General features: G+C 57.0%; 22 protein-coding genes and 1 riboswitch. Of the genes, 11 read left to right on the top strand and 11 right to left on the bottom strand.

The window, feature by feature from the left end:
* Positions 1-54: 54 nt before the first annotated feature.
* On the bottom strand, positions 55-1,431 hold the full coding sequence (locus K0H80_RS02540) for an ammonia-forming cytochrome c nitrite reductase subunit c552 (RefSeq protein WP_220072988.1): 1,377 nt from the start codon (positions 1,429-1,431) through the stop codon (positions 55-57).
* A gap of 56 nt (positions 1,432-1,487) precedes the next feature.
* A complete protein-coding gene (locus tag K0H80_RS02535) occupies positions 1,488-2,699 on the bottom strand; it encodes an NnrS family protein (RefSeq protein ID WP_220072987.1) in 1,212 nt (403 codons plus the stop codon).
* A 259-nt stretch (positions 2,700-2,958) separates the two neighbouring features.
* On the opposite strand from K0H80_RS02535, the gene K0H80_RS02530 reads away from it, so the two are divergent.
* Complete coding sequence (locus K0H80_RS02530; protein WP_220072986.1) at positions 2,959-3,300, top strand: thioredoxin family protein; 342 nt, start codon at positions 2,959-2,961, stop codon at positions 3,298-3,300.
* Positions 3,301-3,305: 5 nt separating this feature from the next.
* Here K0H80_RS02530 and K0H80_RS02525 read toward each other — a convergent pair whose 3' ends face one another.
* The 4 genes from K0H80_RS02525 to K0H80_RS02510 form a co-directional block, all read right to left on the bottom strand.
* The gene (locus K0H80_RS02525) at positions 3,306-3,833 is read right to left on the bottom strand and encodes a NifB/NifX family molybdenum-iron cluster-binding protein (protein WP_220072985.1); all 528 of its coding nucleotides are present in this window, start codon (positions 3,831-3,833) and stop codon (positions 3,306-3,308) included.
* A 9-nt stretch (positions 3,834-3,842) separates the two neighbouring features.
* Positions 3,843-4,127: a DUF134 domain-containing protein gene (locus K0H80_RS02520; protein ID WP_220072984.1), complete on the bottom strand. Its 285-nt coding sequence runs from the start codon at positions 4,125-4,127 to the stop codon at positions 3,843-3,845.
* A gap of 202 nt (positions 4,128-4,329) precedes the next feature.
* Positions 4,330-5,346: a DUF2846 domain-containing protein gene (locus K0H80_RS02515; protein WP_220072983.1), complete on the bottom strand. Its 1,017-nt coding sequence runs from the start codon at positions 5,344-5,346 to the stop codon at positions 4,330-4,332.
* 88 nt (positions 5,347-5,434) lie between these two features.
* Positions 5,435-6,787, bottom strand: a complete 1,353-nt coding sequence (locus K0H80_RS02510; RefSeq protein ID WP_220072982.1) for a M24 family metallopeptidase — start codon at positions 6,785-6,787, stop codon at positions 5,435-5,437.
* 145 nt (positions 6,788-6,932) lie between these two features.
* Here K0H80_RS02510 and K0H80_RS02505 point away from each other — a divergent pair, with 145 nt between their 5' ends.
* Positions 6,933-7,562, top strand: coding sequence for a flavin reductase family protein (locus tag K0H80_RS02505; protein WP_220072981.1), 630 nt, complete (start codon positions 6,933-6,935; stop codon positions 7,560-7,562).
* A 5-nt stretch (positions 7,563-7,567) separates the two neighbouring features.
* Here the strand turns inward: K0H80_RS02505 and dauA are convergent, their stop codons facing one another.
* Entirely contained in the window at positions 7,568-9,265 is a 1,698-nt protein-coding gene (gene dauA, locus K0H80_RS02500) for a C4-dicarboxylic acid transporter DauA (protein WP_220072980.1), read from the bottom strand.
* Positions 9,266-9,794: 529 nt separating this feature from the next.
* A riboswitch (glycine riboswitch) is annotated at positions 9,795-9,914 on the top strand.
* Positions 9,915-10,351: 437 nt separating this feature from the next.
* Between dauA and K0H80_RS02495 the strand changes: the two genes are divergently transcribed.
* A complete protein-coding gene (locus K0H80_RS02495) occupies positions 10,352-11,725 on the top strand; it encodes an alanine/glycine:cation symporter family protein (protein ID WP_220072979.1) in 1,374 nt (457 codons plus the stop codon).
* 354 nt (positions 11,726-12,079) lie between these two features.
* On the opposite strand, the gene K0H80_RS02490 is transcribed toward K0H80_RS02495, so the two are convergent.
* Together K0H80_RS02490 and K0H80_RS02485 are read right to left on the bottom strand one after the other, a co-directional pair.
* Complete coding sequence (locus tag K0H80_RS02490) at positions 12,080-12,742, bottom strand: arginine N-succinyltransferase (protein WP_258406160.1); 663 nt, start codon at positions 12,740-12,742, stop codon at positions 12,080-12,082.
* Positions 12,743-12,966: 224 nt separating this feature from the next.
* Positions 12,967-13,719: a hypothetical protein gene (locus K0H80_RS02485; RefSeq protein WP_220072977.1), complete on the bottom strand. Its 753-nt coding sequence runs from the start codon at positions 13,717-13,719 to the stop codon at positions 12,967-12,969.
* 245 nt (positions 13,720-13,964) lie between these two features.
* On the opposite strand from K0H80_RS02485, the gene K0H80_RS02480 reads away from it, so the two are divergent.
* The 3 genes from K0H80_RS02480 to K0H80_RS02470 all read left to right on the top strand — a co-directional run bounded on the left by K0H80_RS02480 (position 13,965) and on the right by K0H80_RS02470 (position 16,591).
* The gene (locus K0H80_RS02480; RefSeq protein WP_220072976.1) at positions 13,965-14,471 is read left to right on the top strand and encodes a hypothetical protein; all 507 of its coding nucleotides are present in this window, start codon (positions 13,965-13,967) and stop codon (positions 14,469-14,471) included.
* 161 nt (positions 14,472-14,632) lie between these two features.
* The gene (locus K0H80_RS02475; protein ID WP_220072975.1) at positions 14,633-16,225 is read left to right on the top strand and encodes a bacteriohemerythrin; all 1,593 of its coding nucleotides are present in this window, start codon (positions 14,633-14,635) and stop codon (positions 16,223-16,225) included.
* A 111-nt stretch (positions 16,226-16,336) separates the two neighbouring features.
* Entirely contained in the window at positions 16,337-16,591 is a 255-nt protein-coding gene (locus tag K0H80_RS02470) for a DUF2999 family protein (RefSeq protein ID WP_220072974.1), read from the top strand.
* A gap of 82 nt (positions 16,592-16,673) precedes the next feature.
* On the opposite strand, the gene K0H80_RS02465 is transcribed toward K0H80_RS02470, so the two are convergent.
* Together K0H80_RS02465 and K0H80_RS02460 are read right to left on the bottom strand one after the other, a co-directional pair.
* On the bottom strand, positions 16,674-18,701 hold the full coding sequence (locus K0H80_RS02465; protein WP_220072973.1) for a S9 family peptidase: 2,028 nt from the start codon (positions 18,699-18,701) through the stop codon (positions 16,674-16,676).
* A 119-nt stretch (positions 18,702-18,820) separates the two neighbouring features.
* Positions 18,821-19,234: a hypothetical protein gene (locus K0H80_RS02460; protein ID WP_220072972.1), complete on the bottom strand. Its 414-nt coding sequence runs from the start codon at positions 19,232-19,234 to the stop codon at positions 18,821-18,823.
* A gap of 277 nt (positions 19,235-19,511) precedes the next feature.
* Here K0H80_RS02460 and K0H80_RS02455 point away from each other — a divergent pair, with 277 nt between their 5' ends.
* From K0H80_RS02455 to K0H80_RS02435, 5 genes are all read left to right on the top strand, one after another.
* Positions 19,512-19,898 carry an ArsR/SmtB family transcription factor gene (locus K0H80_RS02455; RefSeq protein WP_220072971.1) on the top strand — a complete coding sequence of 129 codons (387 nt, stop codon included), beginning with the start codon at positions 19,512-19,514 and terminating at the stop codon, positions 19,896-19,898.
* A 10-nt stretch (positions 19,899-19,908) separates the two neighbouring features.
* Positions 19,909-20,157 (top strand): thioredoxin family protein, encoded by a 249-nt coding sequence (locus tag K0H80_RS02450; protein ID WP_220072970.1) that lies wholly within the window; start codon positions 19,909-19,911, stop codon positions 20,155-20,157.
* Between the two features lie 27 nt (positions 20,158-20,184).
* Entirely contained in the window at positions 20,185-21,201 is a 1,017-nt protein-coding gene (locus tag K0H80_RS02445; protein ID WP_220072969.1) for a permease, read from the top strand.
* 92 nt (positions 21,202-21,293) lie between these two features.
* On the top strand, positions 21,294-21,923 hold the full coding sequence (locus K0H80_RS02440; protein ID WP_220072968.1) for an excalibur calcium-binding domain-containing protein: 630 nt from the start codon (positions 21,294-21,296) through the stop codon (positions 21,921-21,923).
* 34 nt (positions 21,924-21,957) lie between these two features.
* A complete protein-coding gene (locus K0H80_RS02435) occupies positions 21,958-23,229 on the top strand; it encodes a hypothetical protein (protein ID WP_220072967.1) in 1,272 nt (423 codons plus the stop codon).
* Positions 23,230-23,269: the final 40 nt, after the last annotated feature.

The raw sequence follows: 23,269 nt of genomic DNA, 5'->3' as shown, positions 1-23,269 counted from the left end.
CGACCCGGTATCCAGGCCGGCGCTTTTAATTACGTAAACTTGAAAGCCAGTAGATTAGTAACCAGTTCGGCTCACCGCGGGCCAGTGTTTATCCACCTCTTGCTTGATAAAGGCCTGCTTAGCCTCGGTCAGCTTATCCAGCTCGATCCCCACCGCCTGCTGCGCCGCCTCCTTGGTGGAAATGTCCGGGTAGTTCACCTGGGTAACAGACAACATACTGAGGATTTCGCTAAGCGCGCGGCGGGCATGTTCGGCCTGAAGGATCGCCGTGTCCAGCAGGGCGTTAGCCTCCTGGGGATTATGGGCATAGCTGCCGTGGGATGACATGGCGAAATCCCAGCGCCACTGGGCATGGCGGATCGCCATGATGGCATCGTTCATGATTGCCCAGCTCGCGCCCGCATCCCAAGCGGCTCCCGCCTCATAGTGAGCCTTGACCAGCAGCTGCTCCACGCGTCTCGCCTTCTCGGCAATCTGCGACTTGGCCGAGTTGAGCTGTTTCATCAAGGCCTGTTTATTCTCATGACAGCCCTTGCACACGGCGTCATAGTTTGGCAGCGCCTTTCCCACCTGATGATTGGTGTATGCCTTGCCCTCGCCATCGGTCGCCGCCGGCATGTGGCAGGTCACACAGGTGACGCCCACCTTGGCGTGTTCGCTGCGGCTCCAATGCTCAAACTCAGGATGACGCGCCTTGAGGATGGGCGTCTTAGAGATAGGATGGATCCACTCGTAGAAGCGGCGGGTGTCGTAATATTTTTCAATAAGATCCGCGCTGCTGCCGAAGATCCAGGGAATGTTAACCTTGTTGCTGCGCTCCGGCTGAAAGTAGTAGGTCACATGGCACTGGCCACACACCTGCGCCCCCTGCATCGCCTCATCTTGCTTGTCGAAGGGCAGATGGACCTTGGCCATGGCGTCGCGGGCGTGAGGACGCGGCAGGCTCAACTCCGCCTTGCCCTGCTCATGACAGTCACTGCAGTAGACCACACTGTTCATCTCGGTGCCGAGATCGGTGAAGTTCTTCGCCGAGAAGCCTTCGACCCCCAGCTCATCGATAAGCCTCGGCACGTCGGGGGACTTACAGGTCCAGCAGCTCGCCGACAGCCCCTTCTTGCCCTCTCCTGGCGGTACACCTGTGCGCAGGGTATGGGTCACGTCGGCCACCGCGAACTGATGCCCCCGAGGGCTATGGTACTCCTTGGCATAGGCCGAGCCCGCCCAGAGGATAATGGCGGCGGGATAGCTGGCCAGCATGTCGCTGCGCGCCGCCTGGGTCGAGGTCGCCTGCCAGCTGGCATACTGATTAGGATATTTGGCCTTCATGGTTCTCATACTATCCATGGCCTCGGGGCTAATATCTGCGGCGAGCGCCTGACTCATGGTGCACCAGCCTAGCAGGCTCAATGCGATGGCAGTTAGTTTCTTCATTACACTTCCACACTCATTTAAATGACTACTTGTGTCTGGGATAAATTGTCTCTGGGCTAGCCCGGACGTCCGTCGACTCTGGGCCGGGTTAATATGGGCGCGTAGCACCAGACAAACCAACCGAAGGCCAGGCTCCAACAGCTGCCGGCAATCCACAGCCATAGCTCGCTATATTCGGGAAACCACAGCGGCATCACGGCCCGGCACAGCGCCGCCAGCGTGATGCCCATAAAGGCCAGTGACATCTTGGGGCCCTGATAGATATTACGGCTGGTATGGCCCAAGGAGACCCGGGAGATCATCGACAGGCAGAGCCCCGCCATGGTGCCTATGGCAAACAGATGCAGCAGATGGCGATAGGCATTTTCATCATCTATGTTCCAAGCGAGCGCCGCCAGGGTCAGGGGCAAACAGAGATAGGCCAGCTGCAAGGACCAGAGCATGGGCTCGCCGAGCGTCTTGTGGGGCAGCCAGCGACTCCAGCGCAGCAGGTGTGCCAGCGCCGTCACCGCCAATAATGCCTGCTCGCCCCCGGGCGCGAGGTATTTAGTGATCCCCTGGGCAATCAACAAGATCATCAAGGCAATCAGGCTGAGATCCAACGCCTTAATCGGCTCGGGTTTGGCCTGTTTGATACGCACAGCGGTAAAGAAGGGGATCACCCGGCCGCCCACTATGGTGATCAGCAGTCCCAGCCACCAGAGCATGCCCTGCCAGATATGGTGGCTCAGCACGAAGTCGCGCTGGCTCAGGGCGTAGTAACTCAGCAGGTTGATCCCCGTGGCCACCAGCAACATGATGGGAAAACCTATGTTGCGCCACTGCTTGACCCGGTAGATGCAAGACCAGAGCTTGGCCGCCGTCAGCAGCAAGAAGAGGCTGTCAAACAGCCCGGGCAGCCACACCGGCAGCTCAAACGGCGACAATAGCAGCACCCGCGCCAGTAACCAGCAGACAAACACCAAGGCCAGGGACCAGCCCTTGAGGCTAGGCTGATTGGTCCAGGTCTGCACCGAGGTGAGCAGGAAGCCAGAGACGATCGCCATGGCAAAACCGAACAACAACTCATGAGGATGCCACCAGAGCGGCACCACCTTGACCCAGAACTGAGATCTCAGCAGGCTCAACTCAGGCAGATACCAGGTGATCAACCACAGGGGCACATACAGGGTCGCCAGCAGGGCGCCACCCAGAAAGAAGGGCCTAAACCCCAGACGCCAAATCGCCGGTGTCTTGTCGACCACGCTAGGATCATCGATATTTAACATCTGCTGCGCCTCAGTCTGAATAAGGGATTAAACAAACATCTTGAATATAGCTTTATTGCCGCCAGTCTACTCAGAGCAGAGATAGCGGACAACGGATATTCGAGCCGAACAAAAGAAGTGTGAACCAGGTAGGTAAATTAGGCTATGATATTGAATTTAAATACCTCTTTAGAGGCATAATCTCTATCTGGCGTAACGCTTGCGAAGCCTCTCAAGAGCATCGAAGCGAAAGAGAGCATGAAAGACAAGGGTAATGCAGATGGCACAGTTAATTGCAGATAACATAGAGTCTAATGACGCCTTGGACTACTACTTAGCCACCCATGAGGCCGTGCTCCTGCTCTTTGGCAGCGCCCACTGCGGCGTCTGTCAGAGCATCAAGCCCAGGCTGCTAAAGATGCTGGCCGAGGAATTTCCCAAGATGCGCCTCTGCTATATCGACTGTGAGCAGCAGGGCGATATTGCCGCCGCCCACAGGGTGTTCAGCCTCCCCGTCGTCGAGCTCTACTTTCAGGGTCAGGCGTTCGCTCGCTTCATGAAGGTGTTTGCCATGGCCGAGGTGAGAGAGGCGATCGCTCGCCCCTATCAATTGCTGGACTGATGGGCCTAACTCAGGGGTCGAAAGCCGCTATAGGAGACTGACGCCTGTTCACCCTGGGCTGACTCAGGCTTTTGTAGCAAACTCGATACCTCAGACATAGGCTTATGACCGCCGCAGCCACATCCGCCCTCGGCCGAACCACAGTCTCCCCCGCTGGCACAGCAGCCGCCCTTCTTGGCGTGATTGAGGGAAGCCCGTCCCTGTGAAGCGTCCAGCAGACGACGCTCCAGCAGCTGAGTCTGACTGAGCAGCACCTCGATACTCTCAGCGTTGTCACCCTGGCTGACACTGATCCCCGCCGCCAGCAACTTACCCAGCATGCGCTCGCCGATATGCTGCACTATCACTATGTCTGTCTTCTGCGCCTTGATCAGGCTGAGCAGCTCACTCTTGGCGCGACAACCACCGCCACCTATGGCCGGGTTATCGAAGCTAGTGATCAGCTGGTGATATTCGTTGAAGAAGCCGATGCGCTGCGCCTTGGTAAAATGCGCCGCCAGACGGCCCCTGCTCATGGGCATAGCAATTATCATGATGATTCCTTATTGGTTCGATATCGGCAGCACTATGGCCTGCCCCTGAGTGATGGCCGTCGCCACCTTTTGGCGGGCACTGGCCAGTAGATTGCCGAAGGTCTGGCGGGAGATCCCCATGGACGCGGCCGCCTCCAGCTGACTCAGACGCTGCACATCTCCCAGCGCCAAAGCCTCAAACTCGTCGGCCTCCAACTGGATCTTCTCCAGCTCCACGCTTGGGATCCCATTAGGCTTAAACAGGCTGCAGGGCGGACGGCACTGCAGACGGCGACATTTTTTGGGTCTTGGCATGGCCATTCCCTTTATCGATTAAATGTTGATGAGTTATTGGCGCACGCCAATAACTGAATTGTGGGAGATCTTATGAAATGAAACTGAGGGCTGGCTCACACTGGCTTATATTCGCGGTGGCTAAAAAACAAAAAGCGAACCACCTAAGAGTGATTCGCTTATGAGAGGCAAGGCCTAGTCCCTAAAGACTAGAGCCTAGAGACTAGAGCGCGTGCTGCTTAGTCAAGGCACGAGTGCTCATCTCACCAGCATCTATGCTCTTAAATTTTGGCGTCAGGTATTCCTTCGCCATCTGAACACGCTGGGCAAACTCGGGCTGCTGCAACACAGTCTCATCCAGCACCATCAGCCTGGCTTTCTCCTGCCACTTCTTGATGGTCTTAGCCGACTTGACGGGATCGATCGGCAAAATCTGCACATGGGCCTGGTTCCATCCCATGTCGACATCGTACTCGACCACATACTCCTTGCCAGCCTCGACCTCGGCTTCGAGCACAGAATAACGCTCAGAGAGTGATACGAAGGTGTGCTTGCCCGGAGTGACTCTTACCTGAAAATAGGTGCCCGCCTTGGTACTGCCCACATAACCGGTTTCAGACCAGACATCGAAAGGCACCTCGCCGATCAGCGTCTCCATGCGATAGAAGTTGATCACCGCCGAGTGCTCATCGGGTTTAATCGGCTCGACACCAGTCTTCATCACGGGAAAACCCAGCAAGGCGGGATTGGCCAACAGGTTATCGTAGGCATCGTTCTTTCTCGGCGCGCCGATATCTTTGGCCTTCTTGGTCTGCATGATCATGGAGACACCAAGGTCACGCTCGACCTCCTTCATCTTGCCCGTGGTGTAGTCTATGGTCAGGTATACCGTCTCACCGGGACGATTATCTACCCGGCTATAACCGAAGCCCACCAGCCCCTGCACCAGATGCACAGAGTTAAGCCCGGTTGCCAGCTTTAACAGGGTATGACTGCCGTTAGAGAGATCGGCAACCACATCTTTGTTAGCCGCTACCCAGGCACCGCGGGCGCCCCCCTGAAAGTTAGCACCGCGGATCACATAGACGAAGGTTTGCTCCTGAGTCGGCGTCGCCTCAGGTTTAAACTGGCTCACCAGCTCAGGGTTCACCTTATAAGAGGTGGCACAACCTGTGGTCAGGCCTAATAAAACAACCCCTAAAATTAACGAAAAATGTTTTTGTATCTTGTAGTTAGTCACGATTTTTGTTCCCTCAAAAAAAAGAAACTAGAAGCTACTGCCAGGCCAACCGAGTGTCAACAAAAATACAACAAATGTATTAGTCCGCTCACTTACCTCCCATACTTAATTCCGGTTCGATTAAGATCAGTGCCGTTTGGCGGCCATCCAGATACCAGACGCCGCTGGCGTCAAACATGGCATCTTCCTCCAGCATGATACGGATCTCGCGCTCCCATTCGGGGATAAACACGGCGTTATTGAGCTCGATGGAATAGGCGGTGTTGAGATGCAGGGGGTGATCCCCGGATCCCGCGATCCCTTGCTGGGCATCCCACATCCCTAAGCTAGTGCCGGCGCCATGACCGTGATAGCCGATGGGATGAGAATAGATGGTGGGTTTCAGCCCAGCGGCGATGGCCTGTTCACGCGCCGCCTTGAGCACCTCATTGCCCGTCCTGCCCACGGCAAACTGAGCCGTGAGTAAGTCTTGCAGTTGGTTGCCAGAGTTAAACGCCCTTACCAGATAGTCGGGCGCCTGGGTCTCGCCATCGCGCAGTACATAGGCGAGTTGCTGAGTATCGGTATTCAATCTCAGGTAGGTGATACCAAAGTCCACATGCAGGAGATCACCCGGCAGAATGACGCTATCGCCGGACAGGTCTTGCTGCTTAGCCCTCTGAATGGTGACGCTGGGTTGAAACCAGGTGTCGAGCTTCAACTCACGTACCCGCTCCCTAAACCACCACACCAGATCCTCGCTGGTCGTCTGCCCCACCTTAATCACCCGATTGGAAAAGCCCTGGGCGATGATCTCATGGGCCATCTTGACCAGGCTGGGGTAGAGCTCAACCTCCTCTGGGATGCGGCGCTCAAGCCAGCCCACCGCTAGCGGCTCGGCAGACACCAGCGCCTGTCGATAACGCTCGGGCAGATGACTCAAGAGCCGCTGCTCGTCTCCCGCTACCAGGCCATCGGCGTGGGCCCAGCTGCCGGAGCGGTTCACCCCGATACGCTTGGGTTGATAGCGCTCCACTAAGGCGTTCAGCGCCTGCCACTGACTGGGATGCGCCTCCTTATCCCAGGCCTTGGTAAACAGATTCCCCACACTGTAAGGCGCTATTGCATAGGCGTTCACCTCGCCCGCTTTATCGCGGGCAAATACCAGTATGGTGGTGCGCCGCGCCGACAACCAGGTGGCAGGGAGCAGGGTTTTCAGCACAGGATCTTCGTTATATTCACGGCTGATCAGCAGCCACATATCGATATTGGTCTCGCGCATCAAGTCGGGCAGCAATTGCTGCACACGCTTTTGAGTCAGGCTGTCGATCATCGCCGCACGCTCGCGCAGCGGCAGTATCTCGTCGGTAGCGGCCGCCTGACCAAGCTGAGGTGCCAGTAGGCAGACGAGCGAGATAACAATCGCAAAGAGGCTTAAATTATTATTCTTATTGGCAAGCATTCGAGCTCTCACTGTTAGGTAGGGGATTTTTTAGACTAATCAAAAACTCAGCCCAAGACCAGAGAGTTGTTTTTCTAGCTTAAGCGGCGTTAAATAACCTTATCGACTAACCTAATCGACGGCAGTCTTGGCAGAGGGTGATGAGATGAACACACAGGCGCGTTATTACTATGAACCAAGCAAGGGCCATGGGCTGGCGCACGATCCGCTCAATGCCATCGTCGGGCCCAGACCGATCGGCTGGATCGCCTCGCGCAGCCCCGAGGGCCATAGAAATCTGGCTCCCTACAGTTTCTTCAACTGCTTCAACTACCATCCACCTATCATAGGCTTCGCCAGTGTCGGCTATAAGGACAGCCTGGCCAACATATTGGCTACCGGCGAATTTGTCTGGAACCTGGCCACCCGGCCGCTAGCCGAGAAGATGAATCTCACCTCGGCGGCCCTGCCAGCGGGCAGCGACGAGTTTGATTTTGCCGGGCTCACGCCTGCGCCGGGTAGCATTGTGGGGGTCGACCGAGTGGCCGAGAGCCCGGTCAACTTCGAGTGCAGGCTGACCCAGTCGCTGCAGCTGCAATCGGCCGCAGGCGAGAAAATTGAGACCTGGCTGGTGCTGGGCGAAGTGGTCGCCGTGCATATCGACCCCAGCCTGATAGAAGATGGCAGCTACCAGACCGCCAAGGCCGAGCCTATCCTCAGGGCCGGCGGCCCCTCTGCCTACTATGGCATCTCTGAGGCGCTGCGCTTCGACATGCAGCGGCCCCAAGTACCCTAATCGCTTTATGCCTGCGCCGTCATCCGCTGGGCCAACGCGAAGCTGTCGTCCATAGTGCGGGCGTACTCCACCTGACCACGGCGCTTGCGGATCCCCGCCCGTCTGAGCTTGAGCAACATGCGCGGCTGCAGGTTGTTGATGATCAGCGCCACCTGCTTGCCCGAGAGATCTTGGGCGATAGATTCCATGGCGACGATCGCGCTCATATCCAGCAGAGTCACCTCCGACATATCCAGGATCACCACCCGCACGTCGGGACGCACCAGGGCGATGGTCTTGAGCGCCTTGTGAGCAGAGCCGAAAAACAGCGGCCCATTAATGTCGTACACCACCACACTCTCAGGCACCTCATAGGCCTGATGGTTAGTCTCCACCGCCCTGGCATCGGTCAGGCTGATGCTGCGGCGAATAAACAACATGGCCGCCAGCCCCATGCCCACCGCCACGGCAATCGTCATGTCGAACAGCACGGTAAGAGCGAAACAGAGCACCAAGATCAACACATCGTCCCTCGGCGCCACCTTGAGGGTGCGGGCAAAGTGTTTGGCCTCGCTCATGTTCCAGGCCACCACCAGCAGCAGCGCCGCCATGGACGCCATGGGAATGTATGACAGCAGCGGCGCCAGCAGGAGGATCCCCGCCAGAATAAACAGGCCATGGATCACTGAGGCCAGCGGCATGCTCCCCCCGGCCTTGACGTTGGCCGCAGTGCGGGCGATGGCCGCCGTCGCCGGAATACCACCGAACAGAGGCACCAAGATGTTACCCAGCCCCTGGCCGAACAGCTCATCATTGGGGTTGTGTTTCTTGCCCGACATGCCGTCGGCCACCACGGCGCACAGCAAGGATTCCAGCGCGCCCAGGATGGCGATGGTAATGGCCGAGGGCAGCAGCTCGCGCACCAGCTCGAAACTCATGCCTATGGGCTGACCATCGGCGCCCGGCAGATTCCAGGGCCACTCGAAGCTAGGCATGATGGGCGGAATACCGCTGCCCAGCAGGCCATCGAGCTCATAGTGAAAGCGGCTGCCTATGGTCGCCACCGAGAAACCGCCGATCATCAGGGTCATGACCCAGGCAATGAGTGCGCCCACCAAGAGCGCCGCCAGATGCGCCGGCACCTTAGACTTGAGCTTAGGCCAGGCCAGCAACACGGCCAGGGTCAGGGCGCCGATCAGCGTCTCCTGCCAACTGATGCTGGTCAGTGCCTGAAGGATGTAGGAGAGCTTCTCCAGGTAATGCTCGCCACCAGCGGCCACCTCGAGACCGAAGAAGTCTTTTATCTGAAAGGTGGCTATCACCACTCCTATCCCGGCGGTGAATCCCACGGTCACGGGATAAGGGACTATTTCGATCAACTTGCCCAGCTTACCCAGTCCCATCAGCAGCAGTATCACCCCGGCCATCAGGCCGCTCAGCAGGAGGCCCCCCAGGCCAAACTGCTGCACTATGGGCAGCAGAATCACCACGAAGGCCGCCGTCGGCCCAGAGATGTTGACCTTAGAGCCGCCACACAGGGCGATCACTATGCCAGCGATCATCGCCGTGTAGAGGCCGTGCTGAGGCGGCACACCGCTGGCGATCGCCAGTGCCATAGAGAGTGGCAGGGCAATCACCCCCACGGTCAATCCCGCCAAGATGTTGGTCTGTATCTCCTGAAAAGAGGGTTTAGCGCTGATGCTTTTTTTGACTGCTGAAAACATGTTGATCCCGATGAAATAATGCTTGCGGCCGCAACACAGTTGCGAACATCTGAGTGTAACGAGTCGAGATCAAGGCTTGTCTGCACTTGGCAAAAAATGGCAAGTCGTGAGGTGACGATACACCTGAAGTTTCTGTGAGCGTAGAGGCTGGACTGCTAAGCAATGAATGCCAGTATAACCACAACGTGATTATGAGCTTTTATTCTAAACCCTGGGCGGGCGCCAAGGTAAGGGGCTGGGCGAAAAAAATCGTACGCCTTTGGTCTAAGCCTGGCATTCATCCCCCTCCTCTCTCTTGGCGACCATCCTTGCCACTCTCTCAACCAAAAGTGTGACTCACCCCCTTGAGCTGGCGCGGCGTTTGGCGCATGCTATACGGCCCCGGGGGCTGCCGCCCCCGGATTCCGTTCGGATGAAGGTAGCAGGAGAGTGGGGAGTCAACCCCACACCGACGAGGCAAGTTTGTCGCCAGGCGTTATCGGCGAGAAACCACTCTTTCAGGTGCCATATTGTGGCGTGGACTGTTACTGGACGAGCCTCTGGAGAGACTGTGAGCCCAGGATAACCCCTAGGTATCACGGCGCCGAAGGCGAAAGTGCAGCCCCAATGGCTGCGCGAAACGCTCAGGCAAAAGGACAGAGGAGAGGATGACTGTAGCGGTTATAGCCCCGGCTATATTCAGTCACTGTCGTTTGTGCTTTTGCCCAGTTGGTATCCACCAATGTAAATGCTTGTCACAGCTAATAGCCACAAACGCCGGTCTCCACACAGACATTTCTTTTCCTCCTCCATATTTAGGGTCTGCTGACCTTTTCTGTTTGTTTTTTGCAGCAGTTTGTAGGTGATTTATACAAGGCAGAGCCGGTGCGGTGTAGTAACTCTACACAAACTGGCGATAACGCAGTTGAAATAGCCTACAAACGCTGCCCGAAGGGTTCATCTAAACGCACCCTGCTCATTGTTGTACGCAAATTACATAGCTCACTATGTCGCATTGCTTACGCCTTGATCAGAACGCGTTTAGATTGAACAAAAATCAAACCATAAAGGCCAACAGACCCTTGAGTTTAATATTCGAGGAACATCATGAATTTTCACGCGTTACTAAGCGAGATCAACGCCATCGTCTGGGGCCCTATCACCCTGTGCCTACTGGTCGGTACCGGCCTCTATCTCACCCTGCGCCTCAGGCTGATCCAGGTATTCAAACTGCCCCTGGCGCTTAGGCTGCTGTTCAAACCCGCCAGCGGCCAGGGGGATCTCTCCTCCTTCGCCGCCCTGTGCACCGCGCTGTCGGCCACCATAGGCACGGGCAATATCGTCGGCGTGGCCACCGCCATCAAGGTAGGCGGCCCGGGCGCCCTCTTCTGGATGTGGCTGGCGGCCTTCTTCGGCATGGCCACCAAGTATGGCGAGTGTATGCTGGCGCTCAAGTATCGCACCACAGATGCACGCGGCAATATCGCCGGCGGCCCCATGTATTACATAGAGCGCGGCCTGGGTCTGAGCTGGCTGGCCAAGCTGTTCGCCCTGTTCGGCGTCGGCGTCGCCTTCTTCGGCATAGGCACCTTTGCCCAGGTCAACGCCATCAGCGATGCCATAACCATCGCCTTCCACGTGCCCGCCTGGGTCACGGCCCTGGTGCTCACCCTGCTGGTAGCCGCTGTTACCCTTGGGGGCGTCAAGCGGATCGCCAAGGTGGCACAGAAGCTGGTGCCCAGCATGGCGCTGGGGTACGTGCTGGCCTGCCTGTGGATTTTGGTGACCTTTAGCGAGCAGATCATCCCGGCGCTGCAGCTGGTGATCCACTCGGCCTTCAGCCCCATCTCCGCCGCCGGCGGCTTCCTGGGTGCCACGGTCGCCCAAGCGATTCAGATAGGGATCGCCCGTGGGGTCTTCTCCAACGAGTCGGGTCTGGGTAGCGCGCCCATCGCAGCGGCCGCCGCCAAGACCAAGGAGCCGGTAGAACAGGGGCTGGTGAGCATGACGGGCACCTTCTTCGACACCCTGCTTATCTGCACCATGACGGGACTGGTGCTGATCATCACTGGCGTCTGGAGCGGCGATGCCGCAGGTGCCGCCATGACCAGCGCCGCCTTCGCCACCGGCGGTTCGGCCGTCATCGGCCAATATCTGGTGACCATAGCCCTGGTCTGCTTCGCTTTCACCACCATACTGGGCTGGCACTACTACGGCGAGCGCTGCTGGTACTATCTCACCGGCCACAAGTTAGGTGAGCGAGGCATTAAGATCTACCAGTTTATCTTCCTCAGCCTGATCGCCGTGGGTGCCTTCATCCAGCTGGATCTCATCTGGCTGCTGGCCGATACCGTCAACGGCCTGATGGCGATCCCCAACCTGATCGCCCTCATCGGCCTGCGCAAGGTGATCATAGCCGATACCCTGAGCTATTTCGCCGCCCGGGATAGCCAGGGCGCGCAGCAGGAGCTGACCGCCTGAGATCTTAAATGCTCACCAGAACGCTAAAAGGATCACTGCCGAGCGCGGCGGCGATCACAACAAGTCGAAAAAAGCTGATCGAGATCAAATACCCGAGTAATTTAATCAAGTACTCTGTGACCAGTTAATCGAACCAACAGGAGTTGTTATGAGTTGTTGTGGCGGATGCGGCGGACAGGCCGAGAAACCTAAACAGGAAGAGAGCAAACAAGAGAAGGCAGCAGAGCAGGAGGCCGACACCCAGCAGAGCAAGGACTAGGCGCCATCTCACCATCTCCCTACACCACTGCATCGAAAGCCGGCCCTCATCACCGGCTTTTATTTTGCCTCCAATGCAGCTGAGGCCGGGCGATTCTAGCGGCGTAATTTAAGATAGAGTTCGCCATCGCGGATCTGCAGATCTTCGACCCCGTCGGCGAAGGCGGTCCAGAAGCCGCGATCGCCAAACTCCCCGACCAGATTGACGTTCTTCATGTTACCCAACCAGGCATTGGGGATAGGCACGCCCATCAGGCTCACGCCAACCAGGGCAACCACTGGGCGACGGCGGGCATCCAGATGGATATCCAGCCCGGCGTTCACCCGCAGGATCTCACCGGCCATGATGGGAAAGTCCTGGGGAATGGGAATCAAGATCTTGGCGCTGGCCAGATTGTCGGAGAAGTCTATCGCCACGCGCTCTGCAAAATCAGGGTTACGGCCAATCATGGCGTTGACCTCCTTCTCGCTGAAGGTCACCCGGCGGTCGGCGTCGCGCTCACGATAGGGTTCTGGCTCGAGTTTACCTGCGCCGCCGTGACGATCATCCTTGCGCTCCACCTGCCAGCCCAGCTGGGACAGCTTGTTATCCAGCCGCTGCTCCTCCTTCGCATTGAGGGTCACTGGGGTAAAGGGCGAGGGAAAGATATAGGTCTTGATGATAAAGAAGCTGGCCAGCGCGGTCAGCACCATTGTCAGGAGCACGATCAAGAAGATCTGCATTCCACTAAAGCCTCGCTGACGGCGCATCGCGGTCATGGGGCCTCTTTTTCTGGCAAGCAATTTGTTAGCAAGCATCACGCCTTCCTTTGGCCGCCGAACTGGGTTGGTTCGCGGCGCTATAAATCAGTCTGTTGCAGGCTATGGTACTTGGCTAAGGGGAAGAAGAAAACCTGGGCCACACCCTAAGGGTGGGCCCAGGCGGAGATCGCCGACACCAGGAGAGAGGGTAGTGTCGGCAAATTTGTAGGCAAAAGTTTGATTTAAAACACGTAAAAATAACGCAGCTTCAGGGTCGACTCGGTACCCACCACATAACCGCCGAAGGGAGAGTTCTCGCCTATGTAACGGGTCCGGTGGTCGGTAGAGGCGTTATTGACCAGAAAATGTTCGTTCACCAGCATCAGCTTATGACGCTTATCGTCCGTCAGGTTAGCGGTCAGGTTGAACTCCAGCTTAAGGGTCTGCCCCAGCTCGTCGTCGTTCCAGCTGGCATACTGGGGATGAAAGGTGGCGCTGAAGGTATCGTTAAACTGATAATCAGCCTTGAGGTTGAGCTGGGCACCATTATCTTTAAACACCTGACCATCGGCGCCCTTCATGTCGATCGCCGCCAGGGTCGGGTTAACCCGCAGGCAGAAATTGTCCCAACAATCCTGATAGGCGAGACCCACCGCGGCGATATTGGGGCCAGCGCCGAGCCAGTCCCCCTTGATAAGATCCACTGAAACACCGAAATTATCGTTCCAGAAGCCGTAGGCCCAGTTGCGCGCCACCGTCATGTCGCCGTTACGGTTTATCTTGGCGGCCGTGGTGTTGCTCCAGTTAAGTCCGAGAAACTCCACATTCACCGCCTGTAAGATGGCTTCGACCTGCTGTTTCTCCTTCTTCTCCGTGGGCTGCACTGTGCGCGCCGACTCGAAGCCTAGGCCACCTATGATGGTCGCCGCCGATGCCGGCGTAACGGCGACTAGGGCGCCAGAGATCAACGCCGGAACAAGGAGTAATTTTTTCATGGGCCTTCTCTTATTGGTTATCACAGAGGTAATGGGGCGCCATCTTATCCCCGCAGGGACGATCCGCCTTGGCAGTTAATATGCGAAAAACCAATAGATACTGGCGTGCTAGCGCTAGCCTGCTATGAGGCGGCTATGGTACGAGCTCGCTTGTCGCAAGCATTGCCCCACTCCTTGGGCTAGGCATTCCTGGGGATTCTGTTAGAGTAATTAAGATAAACATAAAGTGCATGAGGAACTTACCTATGGGTGTAATCACCAAGCTGTCACTCCCCCTACTCGCCGCCCTGGCGCTCTCGGCCTGTAACCAGGAAGAGCAATCAGCCCCCGCGCAGCCACCTGCGGCAAAGCAAAGCGCTGAAGAGACAGTCGCAATGAAGGCCGATGAGGCCGAGACGCCTCAAGCCGAAACGAGCAAGGCTCAGCCCAAGGCCGAGGATCTTAAAATCGTCGCCGATGGTTTATCTAAGGAGACCAGCGACTCACTGCAGAAGGCGATCACCATGACACAAGGCACGGTTAGGTATTTCAATCTCGAGGGTGGTTTCTGGGGCATAGTTGCCGACGATGGCCGCCACATACTGCCGCAAAATCTCCCCCAGGAGTATCGCAAGGATGGCCTGCGCCTGAGTTTCAAGGCCCAGGAGGTGAAGGATATGATGACCATACAACAGTGGGGCATACTCTCTAAGCTGAGCGATATCGAGGTGATCGGCAAGGTCGACAGCAAGTCCGGCGATCCCCGCCTCTAGGCGCTCACCTTCCCTACCCCCACATTCAGCCCGCATTCGACCAACATTCGGCCCGGCTAAATCAGCGCCGGGCCGAGCGGTTTTAATTAGCGGATACAGATAACCTATTTAGTGAATTTGGACTAAATTTTATAGAGTCACACTCAACATAAGGTTTGGGAATGATTGATAAAATTGCGAAAAGGATCGCTTCGCTGAGCGCCCTGCAGTGGAGTCTGCTGACCGGCCTGCCACTGGTGCCGATAGCCTACCTCTTGATACGCCAAGGCGCTTGGGGCTGGCTGGCCCTGTTAGTTATCGATTACCTGTTTATCCTCTCTGTGCTACTAGCCCTGAATAGCATGTTCGGCAGGCTGCGCAGCGCCGCCATCCATCTCTCCGAGGGCGATCTCAGGGTAAGGCTCGACACCCAGGAGGCCCTCGGCGGCCCATTGTTTAAGGCCTTCAATCAGATAGGCGAGGATGTGTCGCGCACCGTCTTCTCCCTGAGCAAGTCTGCCCAGCAGCTGGTCAGAGTGGCCGATACCGTGCAGGCCGACTCCCAAGTCTCCAAAACCGGCGCCCTCAGACAGAAGGGCGATGTCGAAGAGGCCAAACAGATAGTCTCCAAGCTGTTTGAGACCACCGCCGAAGTATCCTCCTTCTGTGAGTCCACCTCACAGCTGGCCAGCGAGTCCAAGCGTCAGGCGGATCGTGGTAAGCAGGAGATGCGCTCCCTCGAGACGGCACTGGAAGAAGTTGGCGAACAGTTTGCCGCCTCGGACCAGAACTTCGAGCAGCTCAAGCAGGAGAGCCTGCAGATAGGTCAGGTGGTAGAAACCATTAAGGGGATTGCCGAGCAGACCAACCTACTGGCGCTCAACGCCGCCATCGAGAGTGCCCGCGCCGGCGAGCTGGGCCGGGGCTTTGCCGTGGTCGCCGACGAGGTTCGCTCCCTGGCGCTACGCACTCAGGTGGCCACCGAAGATATCAACAACAAGATAGTTAACCTGCAAACCCAGATAAATGGTGCCATCGCGGCGATGCAGAAAAACCGCCAGAGCGTGCAACACTCCCAGAGCGTGGCCAACGAGGCTGAATCCCATTTCGAAAAGTTGGTGAGCCAGATAGACGCCATCGATGCCCTGGGCCAAGAGATCGCCGTCGCTTCCCAACATCAGGTAGAGCAGACTCAGGTGCTGGAAACCTGTCTGGTGGAGGTCGACAAGGTATCCGATGAAAACGTCAAGGCTACCCAGGAGACACTGCTGGCCAGCATCACGGTGCGTAATTTAGCGGGTGAGATCGATTCCCTGCTGCACCGCTTTGCCACCGACAGCGAGCAGATCGGCCGTGAGGATAAACGCCGCGACAAGCTGATCGAATGGAGCGACGCCCTGGATCTCAACCTCGCCGAGATCAACCGTCAGCACCAGACCCTGGTACACCTGATCAACGAGCTCTACTATCTGCTCAATAACAACTATGGCCTGGCCTCCATCAAGCGGGTGGTACAGGGGCTGATCGACTACACGGCCAATCACTTCAAGTATGAAGAGACGCTGTTCGAGCAGTTTGGCTACCCCCAGGATAAGCAGCATACCGACTCTCACCACCAGCTGGTGGGCAAGGTGCAGGCGTTTCAGCGCCGGGTCGAACAGGGCGAAGATATTGGCGCTGAGTTGATGGCATTTCTTAAGAGCTGGCTCAGCCAGCACATCCAGAAGGAGGACAAGGCCTATGTGGACTGCTTCAAGCGCAATGGCATGAACTAGAAACTGTGGCATGCGCTAGAAGCTTTGGCATTAGAAGCTATCGCTTGAGCTGGTCGTGGAGGATGCTACACTTGCGGCCTGTTTTACTTTCAACCGAGATAAGGTAGTGCAATGAATCCGATTATTGCGATCTTAAAAGAACACAACGTCAGCGACGCGCAGATCCAGGAGCTGTTTCAGGCCCTGACCGAAAACCCTCTGATGGCCATGGGCACCATTGGTCAGCTAGGGATCGCCCCGGAAAAGCTACAACAGCTGATGGCGCTGGTGATGCAAAATCCCGCCCTGATCAAAGAGGCGGTGAGCGAGCTAGGCCTGGATTTCGCCAAGGTCGAGGCGGCCAAGGCCCAACTTCAGAAGTCTTAAGCTTTTCATCTCATCAAAAAAGGCTGCCCTCAGTAAATGGGGCAGCCTTTTTTATTGCTGACTTAACGGCCAGATTAATCGCCTACTTGCCACCCGGCTCGGCGAAGCGGGTCATCCAGTCTTTCACCTGGTGATACCAGTAAATGGAGTTGTTGGGCTTCATGATCCAATGGTTCTCGTCGGGGAAGTAGATCATGCGCGACTCCACGCCGCGGGTCTGCAGGGTTCTGAACAGCTCGAAGCCCTGGCCCACAGGCACGCGATAATCCAGCTGACCATGGATCACTAGGGTCGGGGTGTTGAAATTGCCCGCGCCGTAGTGAGGCGAGATCGACTGGTAGATCTCTGGGTTATCCCAGTAGTTGCCAAAGCGTGGGCTGTGCACCGAGAAATCCGCCGCCATCTGCGAGTACATGTTGTATACGGCGGCGTGGATCAGCAGGGCGTTGAAGGGATGCTTCTGCCCCAGGATGATAGAGGTCAGGTACCCGCCATAGCTGGCACCACCGGCCACCATGCGCTTGTCGTCGATCCAGGACTGCTGCTTAAACCAGTCGGCTGCCTTGAGCACATCTTCCAGTGACTTGTTCTTCCAGTCCGGATTGATGCTGTCGGCAAACGCCTGACCGAAGCTGTTGGAGCCGTGGAAGTTTGGCCAGGCGGTGACATAACCCCAAGAGGCAAAGGTCTGGGCGTTCCAGCGGTAATGGAAACCGTCCGATATGGCGTTGTGCGGCCCGCCATGAACCAGCATCATCAGCGGATATTTCTTGCTGTGATCAAACCCTGGTGGGTAGTGCACCCACATCTGGATCTCTTGGTCGTTATAACCCTTGTAGGTCACCGACTCATAGCTGCCCAGATCGACATCCGCGAGGATCTCGTCGTTAAAGCTGTCCAGACGGCTGGTCTTGCCGTTCTTGCCATTCACCTTCACCAGGCGCGCCGGGTAGAGGAAGCTGTCGTTAGTCGCCACTAGTGTGCCATTGTTGGCGATGGCCGGCTGACCGAAATTGGTCGCCTTGGTGATCGCCTTCACCTTGCCACTCTTGGCATCGATATGGAACAGGCGCCTGGTGGCCGCATCGTCGATGGCGGCATAGAAGCCCTTGCTGTCTGGGGTCCACACGAAGCGGGCCACAGAGCGATCCCACTCCTTGGCAAGCATCTTAGTGCTGCGCTTCTTCAGATCGAACAGCATCAGCTTGGCGGTGTCGGCATAGAAGCCCTGAATGTGCTGGCGGGTGAAGGCCAACGTCTTACCGTTGGGGCTGAACTGCGGGCTGGCGTCCGGCGCCAGGTTGTCTGGGGTGATGTTCTCAGCCTTACCGCTGCCGATGGCCGCGAGGAAGAGATCTAGCTTAGGATTCACCTGATTGTCGCTGCCGTTGGCGTTGAAGGCGATCCAGGCTTCATCCGGGCTGATGTCATAGCTGCCCGCACCTTGAGACGAGCGTGGCAGCTCGATATTCAGGGGTTGAGTGATCGCCTCCACCTCGCCGCCCTTAGCGGCAATACGGAACACATGGGCCTGACGGCCTTCGTCTATCCAGTGATCGAAGCTCGAATAGGGCAGCGCGTTCCACTGATGGGCCGACACCTTGTTGTCCTTATCGGCCTTGAGCTGCTCGCCGATCTCTTTCCAGTTCTTACCCGGATAGACAGAGCTGATAAAGTAGAGGTGCTCGCCCACCCACTTGAGGCCATAGACGCCGCTCGGCACATCGGTCAGGCGCTGGGCCTCGCCCGGTCCATCCATAGGCAAGAGATAGATCTGCCCCGCCTCATCCTTATCGCGCTTGCTGATAAAGGCCAGGGTCTTGCTGTCTGGCGAGAATACCGGCTCACTCACCCGCATCCCCTTGGCGGTCAGGGCCCGCTGCTGCTTGCCGTCCTGGCTAAACAGCCACAACTGGGTATTGCCCTTATCTTCGGGCACATCGTACTCGGTGACTGGGGCGATGATGTAATCGCCGTTGGGGGAAATGCTGGGGTTACCTATTCGGCTGAGCTGCCACAGCACCTCCACCGACAGGGGCTTGCCCGTCTGGGCAAAAACCGTCGTCACCGGCATCAAGATGCACAGCAACAAAATGGCTATCTTCTTCACGCGTCCTCTCCTTCAAGTTGTTTTTATTGTGATTTGGCCAACATGATCGGCCCTAACACTTAAACCAAGCTTAATCTGTCAAACGCCATCCAGGCGTCAGTCACCAAAGAGGGACGGCGCTAGAAACGAAAGGAGAGATCCACGCCCACATAACTGCCGCCCGGCTCGGGCTTGACCACGGGGCTAAGCAGATAGCCGTCGGTCACATAGGCGCCGATGGCAGCCCCCAGGGTGTGAGAGGCGGCGTCCAGCAGGGCTTCGCTGGCGGTGTTGGTGCCCTTGTCGTACTCATGATATTGCACCAAGATGCCGATGGCGGCGCTGACGGAGAAGCCCACCCAGGCCCTGTCATACTGAGGTGTCCAGGCATCCGATGCCCACACCAGCGCCCCGGCCATGGCGGCGCCTCCGGCGGCGTGACTCGCCTCACTGTTAAAACCATTGCTGGCCGACGCCTGGGCGCTAAACAGGCCAAGCCCTATTAACAGAGCAGGCATCAATGCCAGCCTCTGGGATAATTTGAGTGCCTTCATCTTAATTCCTTGTGATCAGCATCTGTTCACTCTATCACCAAGTGGCCGAAGTACAAATTTTCGCCACATCATCAAACGCACTCACACAGTGGGCCAGGCAGAGTTGCACAAACTGCAAATCTACTTCACTCAGATTGCAAATCAGCCAAGGCTCACAAAGCCTTCTGCAGTTGACAGGCCCATCACAAACCCGAGCTAAACCCTTGATATAAAGCTGACTCACTCCAGAACATTTGGCTATTATGCCAAATGAAGGCTCCACTTTTTGAGGCGCACCATGAAATCAACGACGGCACAGATCCAGACTCAAGCTCAGGCCCAGCAGCGACTCAACAACCGCGCCGCCCTGCTCAAGGCGCTGGCCCACCCGACCCGGCTCTGGCTGGTTGAACAGCTGGAACATCAGGAGCGCTGCGTCTGCGAGCTGACCGATGGCGTCGACGCCGACATCTCCACCGTCTCCAAACATCTGGCGCTACTGCGGCAGGCGGGCATAGTCGCCAGCCGCCGCGAGGGCAAGCAGATCTACTACCGGCTGGAGACGCCTTGCCTGCTCGGCATGCTGAGCTGTATCGAGACCGCTCTTGCACAAACACCCGGCTGCTGCGCCAAGCCATTAGCAGCCAAAACAGATAAAGCCAAACCTATTCAATCCGTTAGATAAGGGGAAACAGATGAAGATAGAAGTACTCGGCAGCGGCTGTAAACGCTGCACTAACCTCGCCAGCGACATCGCCAGGATCGCCGATGAACTCAGCCTAAACATAGAGCTGACCAAGGTGACCGACATGACGCAGATCGCCGCCTATGGCGTGATGTCGACCCCGGCCATAGTGATCGACGGCGAGGTGCTGGCCGCCGGTCGTCTGCCCAGCGAGGAAGAGCTCGCCCAGCTGCTAAGCAAGATTAACAAGGTGCAATAGCGCCTCAGTCACCTCTAGGGAGACCCCATGCTAGCCTGGTTTACCCAACTCGCCGATCTCCTGGTCTACGATCTGCTCGGCCTCTCCAGCCAGAGCGCCGCCGGACAGGCGCTGCACTTCTTCGTCGAAGACACCAGCAAGATCTTTGCCCTCCTGTTGGTGATGATCTACCTGATCGGCTGGCTGCGGGCAGCGCTCAATGTCGAGCGGGTGCGCGACTATCTAGCGGGCAAGCCTAAGCTGCTGGGTTATGGCTTGGGGGCCGGCTTTGGCGCCATCACCCCCTTCTGCTCCTGTTCCAGCATTCCCGTGTTCCTCGGCTTTACCACGGCGGGGATCCCCGTGGGGATCACCATGGCGTTCCTGCTGACCTCACCGCTAATCAACGAGGTGGCCATCTTGCTGCTGTTTAGCCTGCTGGGGGCCAAGATCACCCTGCTCTACGCCCTCACCGGCATCACCATTGGCATGCTTGGCGGCGCCCTGCTCGACCTATTGCATGCCGAGCGCTGGCTACAGCCCCTCGCCGCCAACGCCTATCGACACGGCGCCACCCAGACGCAAGCCAAAACTTCTGTGTCTGACACTTACACGCCTAACGAGAGCACGCCCGGCATGAGCTGGCGCCAACGTCACCAGTTCGCCAAGGAGGAGACGCTCACCATCTTCGGCCGGGTGTGGAAATGGGTGATTATTGGGGTAGGTATCGGTGCGGCGCTACACGGCTTCGTGCCCGCAGGTTATCTTGAAGCCAACCTGGGCGACGGCCAGTGGTGGTCAGTGCCCATCGCCGTACTGATGGGCATCCCCCTGTATGCCAATGCCACCGGGGTGATCCCGGTGCTGGAGAGCCTGTTGATCCAAGGCGTGCCCCTGGGCACCACACTGGCCTTCTGCATGAGCACGGTCGCCGCCAGCTTTCCCGAATTTGTCATGCTCAAACAGGTGATGCAGTGGCGCCTACTGGCTCTGCTGTTTGCCCTGCTACTGGTCGCCTTCACCCTGATGGGCTGGGTGCTGAACCTGGTCACCATTAGCGGGTGACAAAGGATGAGAATTCGCGATAGCATAGGCGAATAATATTGCTTAGCCGCTGAATCAACAGGCAAATAATTCATAAAAGGATAATCTTAGCCATGGAAAGAGGCACACTGGTTCGCTGGAACCATGACAAAGGCTTTGGCTTTATCAAGCCCAACACGCCTAATGCCCAAGATGTGTTTATCCATATCTCAGCCCTGAAGCAGATGGCCAGAAAGCCTGTCGTGGGCGACGAGATCATCTACCAAAGCCAGCAGCAGAGTGACGGCAAGATAAAGGCTGTCAAGGCCAGCATTGAAGGCGTCGCCGTGATTTCAGGCATAGCTTCGGGGAGGGCTTCTGGCCTTGCGAATAAATCGACTCGCTCCCAATATAAAAACCATTCGTCCACGTCCCACTATTCTCACCGCCGCTCCGGCTCTCGCCTGCAGCGGATGATCTTCATTGTCATACTCGTGAGTATCGGCAGCTTTGCCGTCAAGCAGTATCAGGCACTCAATGCCACTCCGATGATCACCTACGAGGAACTCCCCGCAGTCGAGCCCCAAGAGTGGCAACCGGCTACCCCCAAGTTTCGCTGTGAGACAGGCAAGACACATTGCAGCCATATGCGCTCCTGTGAGGAGGCAACCTACTACATACGTCATTGCCCAGGCACAGAGATGGACGGTGACGGCGACGGCGTACCCTGTGAGCGACAGTGGTGCCGCTGGGATAAAACATAAAACACATTTAAATCAACAACTACAAGGAAGCTTCATGAAACAAGGATTGGTATTTCTCGGTCTGACCCTGGGCGGCCTAGCCCTCAACGTCAACGCTCAGCAGTGCGATCTCACCATTACCGGTACTGTACCCGAAGGGATTAGCCTGGATAAGCTGGTCGTCTCCACCTACAACAAGGAGCTGCCTGTCACCAGCCGGGACTATTCCCTGTGTGCCAGTAAGCAAGATCTTGAGGTCGTCGGCCGCCATAGTCCCAACAACACCATCTACCTGATGGACAAGAGTGGCGCCATCCCCAGGGGCATATATACCGCCGAGGTGTTTGTGCAGAGCAAGGCGATCACCTTAGGCCCTGCCTCCAGCCTGACTAAGCAAGCCTGTAACCTGCGCTGTGGCTACTATGCCAGCCAAAGAGTGCAGCACTCAGACAAATTGCAGCAACTGGCAAGCCAGTACCAACAACTAGCCGCCACAGATGGCAAGGCGATTGGCGCCTTCGTTAGCCAGCATAAGACAGAGTTAGCCCAGCTCTACTATGGCGATATGCAGCCCAAATCCATGGCGCCTATCGATACCGGCGATATCTGGGTCGATCCCTACAGCGGTGCCGGACTCTACTTCGATTCGCCCGATAACCTGCTCAACAGCACCTTTAGAGATACTGTGGGCACCAAGGCCAGGGAGGCCCGCAAACAGGATAAGGCCGTCGCCGAGATGATGAAGCAACATAAGGCCTCGCTACAAGGACTTATGAAAGGCTTCGACAGCTGGCAAGAACGTGTAGAGGCAGTCGACAGGGTCAGCGGCGAGCTAAAAGCCACCCAAGATCCGGCGGCAGCACAGGTGGCACAACTACTGGAAGACGGCATAAAAACGGCCGAGGAGACACTTAACAACTACCTTAGCAACGACAATAAGACGCCCGTCGCAACCCTGACCCAGGCCGATAAGACGTTCGACCTCTTGTTGGCCGACTGGACCATTGCCGCCTATACCCACACCAAGGACAAGCAGGCCTTCTCGGCGCTATTCAGCGAGCACTTTAAGCAACAACTACCGATACGGGATCGCGAATTAGACAAGGCGCTGAGCCGCCTTATCGACCTGCCACAACATCTGGGTAAGATGTCACTAAACGATGGCTATCAACACATTCAGGTCGAGTTTAACCATGCCCTGCCAGCTTCGAACAAACGCTACGAGTTTAAGGATGCACTGCACAGCGTCAGCTTCGTCTACGAGAAAGGCGCCTGGCGACTCGACAGTGTCAGCCAGCTGCCCATTAGCCACTATAACCAGGGCTAAATCAGGGTTAAAGCAGGGCTAAGCGTCTTGACCCTAAAAG

The sequence above is a fragment of the Shewanella aegiceratis genome (genome assembly GCF_019457495.1).
In the GTDB taxonomy this organism is placed as follows: Bacteria; Pseudomonadota; Gammaproteobacteria; order Enterobacterales; family Shewanellaceae; genus Shewanella; species Shewanella loihica.
The sequence above is the reverse complement of the archived record's forward strand: the minus strand, read 5'-3'. Positions and strand labels throughout refer to the sequence as shown.

Bases quoted from the DNA above. Each gene is read 5' to 3' on its own strand.
- K0H80_RS02540 (WP_220072988.1), bottom strand. From the start codon at position 1,431: ATGAAGAAACTAACTGCCATCGCATTGAGCCTGCTAGGCTGGTGCACC.
- K0H80_RS02535 (WP_220072987.1), bottom strand. From the start codon at position 2,699: ATGTTAAATATCGATGATCCTAGCGTGGTCGACAAGACACCGGCGATT.
- K0H80_RS02530 (WP_220072986.1), top strand. From the start codon at position 2,959: ATGGCACAGTTAATTGCAGATAACATAGAGTCTAATGACGCCTTGGAC.
- K0H80_RS02525 (WP_220072985.1), bottom strand. From the start codon at position 3,833: ATGATAATTGCTATGCCCATGAGCAGGGGCCGTCTGGCGGCGCATTTT.
- K0H80_RS02520 (WP_220072984.1), bottom strand. From the start codon at position 4,127: ATGCCAAGACCCAAAAAATGTCGCCGTCTGCAGTGCCGTCCGCCCTGC.
- K0H80_RS02510 (WP_220072982.1), bottom strand. From the start codon at position 6,787: ATGCTTGCCAATAAGAATAATAATTTAAGCCTCTTTGCGATTGTTATC.
- K0H80_RS02505 (WP_220072981.1), top strand. From the start codon at position 6,933: ATGAACACACAGGCGCGTTATTACTATGAACCAAGCAAGGGCCATGGG.
- dauA (WP_220072980.1), bottom strand. From the start codon at position 9,265: ATGTTTTCAGCAGTCAAAAAAAGCATCAGCGCTAAACCCTCTTTTCAG.
- K0H80_RS02495 (WP_220072979.1), top strand. From the start codon at position 10,352: ATGAATTTTCACGCGTTACTAAGCGAGATCAACGCCATCGTCTGGGGC.
- K0H80_RS02490 (WP_258406160.1), bottom strand. From the start codon at position 12,742: ATGACCGCGATGCGCCGTCAGCGAGGCTTTAGTGGAATGCAGATCTTC.
- K0H80_RS02485 (WP_220072977.1), bottom strand. From the start codon at position 13,719: ATGAAAAAATTACTCCTTGTTCCGGCGTTGATCTCTGGCGCCCTAGTC.
- K0H80_RS02480 (WP_220072976.1), top strand. From the start codon at position 13,965: ATGGGTGTAATCACCAAGCTGTCACTCCCCCTACTCGCCGCCCTGGCG.
- K0H80_RS02475 (WP_220072975.1), top strand. From the start codon at position 14,633: ATGATTGATAAAATTGCGAAAAGGATCGCTTCGCTGAGCGCCCTGCAG.
- K0H80_RS02470 (WP_220072974.1), top strand. From the start codon at position 16,337: ATGAATCCGATTATTGCGATCTTAAAAGAACACAACGTCAGCGACGCG.
- K0H80_RS02460 (WP_220072972.1), bottom strand. From the start codon at position 19,234: ATGAAGGCACTCAAATTATCCCAGAGGCTGGCATTGATGCCTGCTCTG.
- K0H80_RS02455 (WP_220072971.1), top strand. From the start codon at position 19,512: ATGAAATCAACGACGGCACAGATCCAGACTCAAGCTCAGGCCCAGCAG.
- K0H80_RS02450 (WP_220072970.1), top strand. From the start codon at position 19,909: ATGAAGATAGAAGTACTCGGCAGCGGCTGTAAACGCTGCACTAACCTC.
- K0H80_RS02445 (WP_220072969.1), top strand. From the start codon at position 20,185: ATGCTAGCCTGGTTTACCCAACTCGCCGATCTCCTGGTCTACGATCTG.
- K0H80_RS02440 (WP_220072968.1), top strand. From the start codon at position 21,294: ATGGAAAGAGGCACACTGGTTCGCTGGAACCATGACAAAGGCTTTGGC.
- K0H80_RS02435 (WP_220072967.1), top strand. From the start codon at position 21,958: ATGAAACAAGGATTGGTATTTCTCGGTCTGACCCTGGGCGGCCTAGCC.